Origin of the sequence: Bartonella sp. AP258QHHD (assembly GCF_042196145.1) — a bacterium.
Classification (GTDB): Bacteria; Pseudomonadota; Alphaproteobacteria; order Rhizobiales; family Rhizobiaceae; genus Bartonella.
In genome coordinates, this window is sequence record NZ_JBHIPR010000041.1 from 1 (window position 1) to 4,871 (window position 4,871).

The following is a 4,871-nucleotide window of genomic DNA, read 5'->3' on the forward strand; positions in this document are numbered from 1 at the left end:
TGATGGGAGAGAAAAAGGAGTGCGTGGAATGGGAGAGTGCCTATGGACAAGGGGGAGGGTGTGGATAAGAGGCGGGGGTAGTTTAAAGGGATGCGTGAAGGGATGGTGTGAGGGTGATAGAAGAGGGAGGTGAGGATTTTATTAAAGGGTGTTGTGGTTTTGAAAGGGGGTGAGAATGGAGAAAATACGCTGGAAAGTATGATGATGAGGTGAGCTAAAGGGATGAGAGCAGGGCTCGAAAAAATAACTGGGAAAGGGAGCCGTGGTGGGGAAATGAAAAAAAACNGCTCGAAAAAATAACTGGGAAAGGGAGCCGTGGTGGGGAAATGAAAAAAAACTTTCTCACCCCCAGTTGTTTTCAAAGGGGAGTGAGGGGCTTATCAAGAAGAAAAAAGCTAGTTTCTTTTCATAATCTTCCAAGTTTTTCCATCAGACATATACATAATCTTTTGACCTGTGGTTATCTTTTGTGTGCCGTGAGTGGTGTGAAGCGTAGAACTGAAAGCCGCTAGATGATCTATAAAGATTGATTTCCACTTAAATGAATCAGGAGATGGCAAAAAGATATTGGGTGCCCAAGAACGATTTTTTGAACGAATAACGACAAGCTCTTTTTGTTTCAAAACGTTAGAAATTGTTTCTGCAGACAGATCTTTCTCATTGGAAATTTGTATTTCTGGTTTAGTAGTAGGCGAGGCCAAACCTCCAAAGTCGCTTATACTTGTCATGCAAAAGTTGGATGTACATGATGTTTGGATGAAGTCAGAATCTTGACACTTTCCTTGATTAGAAGCTTTCAGACTCCCTTCGTGTAGCTTGTTTTGTTTTATGCCTTGAGGCTCAAAAAAAATCGAACTTTGCGGACTTAAATCATAACAGGAGGAGAGATGTCTCTTCCAACGAGAATGGTCTTCAACAAAACTTGAAGATTTACGGAGTTGTCCAAATGTATTTGGTACTTCTATGGTCCCAATATTCACTTTTTTACCCGTTATAAAATCGACTACTGTCGCTGTAACTAGATTTCTATTTTTTTCAACATATAATCGATATCTGCGTCCCATCTCCCATGGAAAGTTAATTTCACATCGTACTCCTGAACCTTCCTGAGTAAAATGCTTACATGTATTACCCTTCCATCCAGTTGCATTCCAGATAGAAAAATGAATGGTACGGCCGCTCCTGTTGAAAAAACCAATTTGTCCACTTTTTCCATTTTGGAATTCAAATTTATTTCCCCAGAAATAGATGGAGTTAGGCCCACCATCGTAATTTACTTGCTGGGTGAAAACAAATAGATCAAATGATGCATTTTTAAGCCATTCATGCTCTATTGTAATAACTTTGCCGGCAAAAACGGCATAGCTTGGTTTACTTATCAGAAGGAATAAAAGTATTAAAATAACCTTTTTTACAGTATGGTACATACTCAAATCCTCTATCTTAATAAAAATAGTGTAACTTTATAAGTATTAAAGCACATATTCAATGTTTTGTTAAGTAAAATTAGAGAAAATACTTTAATGTTTACTCTAAACTATATGCTGTAAAGACTACTTTGTTTAAAGTGTTTTTGCATGCTCCTTTTCTGCTGTTCAAATTTAAGTTTTAATGGTGGAATTTAGGGGTGATGGTTTAAAAAGGGGAGTGATGATGGGGGGTATAAGAAAAGTTGCGGTTTTTATTTAAAATGATAGCGTATTTTTTTTCTCCCTCTTGCTATGAGGCTTGTAGAAACCCATATTCTTTTTAGCACTATGGTTCTTCTTCTTGCTGCTTTTTTCGCGGTGTTTTTTAGAGGCTGGATAATCCTTTCTGGATGTTTCTTTTGTGGAATATTGGAGAGGTTAAAGTGTGGTGATGGCTTGAGATTTAAGGAAAAAAAATGAACTTGGAAAAATATAGCGAACGCGTGCAGGGTTTTTTACAATCAGCACAAAATAGCGCTCTTGCTTCTGATCATCAGCAGTTTATGCCGGAGCATTTCCTGAAAGTGTTGTTAGACGATTCTCAAGGATTGGCTGCATCGCTTATCCAAAACGCTGGTGGTGATCTTACTCTTATTCAAAAGGCGCTAAAAGAAGCACTTGATGCTTTGCCTAAAGTGCAGGGGGGAAATGGACAGCTCTATCTTTCGCAGCCATTGGCAAAAGTTTTCGCGCTGGCTGAGGATATTGCGAAAAAAGCCGGTGATCAGTTTGTGACTGTGGAGCGCATGTTGCAAGCGCTGATCATGGAAAAGACCGCAAAAACAGCCGATATTTTAACAAGTGGAGGATTGACCCCGCAAGCGCTTAATCGGGCAATTAATGCGCTGCGGAAAGGAAAAACAGCAACAAGCCCCCATGCTGAAGGACAATATGATGCCTTGCAAAAATATGCCCGGGATCTCACAAAAGATGCCCGTGAAGGAAAACTCGACCCTGTGATTGGGCGGGAAGAGGAAATCCGCCGCACTATTCAGGTGCTTTCACGGCGGACCAAAAATAATCCCGTGTTGATTGGTGAGCCTGGGGTGGGGAAAACAGCTATTGTGGAAGGGTTGGCATTGCGCATTGTTAATGGCGATGTACCTGAAACTTTGCGGGATAAACAGCTTCATGCGTTGGATATGGGAGCGCTTATCGCTGGTGCAAAATATCGTGGGGAATTCGAAGAGCGCCTTAAAGCGGTGCTGGCAGAGGTGCAAGCCGAAAATGGACAGATCATTTTGTTTATTGATGAATTGCACAATCTTGTTGGCGCTGGAAAATCTGATGGTCCTATGGATGCTTCTAACTTGTTAAAACCTGCTCTTGCACGCGGAGAACTCCATTGTGTGGGCGCTACTACGCTCGATGAATATCGAAAATATGTCGAAAAAGATGCTGCTTTGGCACGCCGCTTCCAGCCTGTCTTTGTACCTGAACCCTCTTTGGAAGATACTATTTCTATCTTGCGCGGTATTAAGGAAAAATATGAACAACATCACAAAGTGCGCTTGGCTGATAGTGCTTTGATTGCGGCGGCGCGTTTGTCTAACCGCTATATTACAGATCGCTTCTTGCCGGATAAAGCTATTGACCTTATCGATGAAGCGGCGGCGCGTTTGCGCATGCAGGTCGATTCAAAGCCGGAAGAACTCGATGCTGTTGATCGGCGTATTTTACAGTTGAAGATCGAACGGGAAGCTTTGAAAACAGATGTCGAGCCAACAGCAAAAGAACGGTTGAAAAATGTGCAGGAGGAACTCAAAACATTGGAACAACAGTCCGCTGAGATGACAAGTGCTTGGCAGGCTGAGAAACAAAAATTAGGGCATGCTGCTGATTTGAAAAAACAACTCGAAGAAGCCCGTAATGCTTTGGCTATTGCACAACGTGATGGACAATTCCAACGCGCTGGAGAGCTCGCTTATAGCGTTATCCCTGAACTCGAAAAACAATTGAGTATTGCGGAAAATGATGACCAACAAAATCATCTCGTTGAAGAGACGGTTACTGCTGAACATGTGGCGCGGATTGTTTCACGCTGGACCGGTATTCCTGTTGATCGAATGCTGGAGGCAGAACGGGAGGCGCTGTTGCGGATGGAAGATGAAATTAGCAAACGTGTGATTGGTCAGGGAGAGGCTGTTCAAGCTGTTTCTCGTGCTGTACGCCGCGCGCGTGCAGGGTTGCAAGATCCCAATCGTCCGCTTGGCTCTTTCATGTTTTTGGGTCCTACTGGTGTGGGGAAAACCGAATTAACCAAAGCTCTTGCCGCTTTTCTCTTTCAAGACCCAAATGCCATGTTGCGCATCGATATGTCGGAATATATGGAAAAGCATGCCGGGGCGCGGCTGATTGGGGCACCTCCTGGATATGTTGGATATGAAGAGGGGGGGGGTGCTGACTGAAGCTGTACGTAGAAGACCTTACCAGGTCATTCTGTTTGACGAAATTGAAAAAGCACACCCTGATATTTTTAATCTCTTGTTGCAAGTGTTGGATGAGGGACGCTTGACTGATAGTCAAGGACGTACCGTCGATTTTCGTAACACTTTGTTGATTATGACCTCAAATCTTGGTGCTGAGTTTTTAACTGCTTTGCCTGAAGGGCAAACAACCGATCAGGCAAAAAATGATGTTATGAATGTCGTTAAAGCGGCTTTCCGTCCTGAATTTTTAAACCGTATTGATGAGATTATTCTCTTTCAAAGGCTGCAACGTCACGATATGGAAGCTATCGTCGATATTCAGATAGAACATTTGCAAAATTTGCTCAATGAACGCAAAATAACTTTGCAAATCGAGCCAGAGGTGAGAAAGTTTCTTGCCGATAAGGGCTATGATCCCCTTTATGGTGCGCGTCCGCTTAAACGGATTATCCAAAAAGAAATTCAAGACCCACTGGCGGAAAATATCTTATTTGGAAAAATTCATGATGAGACGACGGTGAAAATTACAAAACAAGGAGATCGGTTGGAATTTTTGCCTGAAGATTAAGTGTGGAAAAATTCACGCTATAAAGGGCGGTGATAATCCTATTATGTGATAAACACCGCTCTTTGAGGCGTGCTGATTTAGAAAAATTCACGATGAGACAGCGGTATTTTATTGCAAAGCAAAGGGAGTGGCTGGTGTTTTTGCATGTTAAATCAGCGTTTTCGAATATCGTAGGATTCTTTTACTTCTGTTTGTCGTGAAAACTATTTTCTTGCAATTTTATAAGTGAAGTCACAAGCGGGATTGCTTTATTGCTTTGTGCGTAAAAACGTTAGAGAGAAATGCCGTTTATCCGCCGTAAAACATTGCTCTTTGAAGGGGGATGGGGAGCTGATCTGAATTTGACTTAAGGATGTTTCGTTGTTTGATATATTAACAAATAATGTTGATCGTTGTGCTGTTGCT

General features: G+C 42.2%; 1 protein-coding gene and 1 pseudogene. One reads left to right on the forward strand and one right to left on the reverse strand.

The features are described from left to right. Nucleotides 1-395: 395 nt before the first annotated feature. A complete protein-coding gene (locus ACFIMM_RS03940) occupies nt 396-1,427 on the reverse strand; it encodes a DUF3472 domain-containing protein (RefSeq protein WP_375682669.1) in 1,032 nt (343 codons plus the stop codon). Nucleotides 1,428-1,885: 458 nt separating this feature from the next. On the opposite strand from ACFIMM_RS03940, the pseudogene clpB reads away from it, so the two are divergent. Then, nucleotides 1,886-4,466 (forward strand): annotated as a pseudogene (clpB, locus tag ACFIMM_RS03945) (ATP-dependent chaperone ClpB). Nucleotides 4,467-4,871 lie beyond the last annotated feature (405 nt).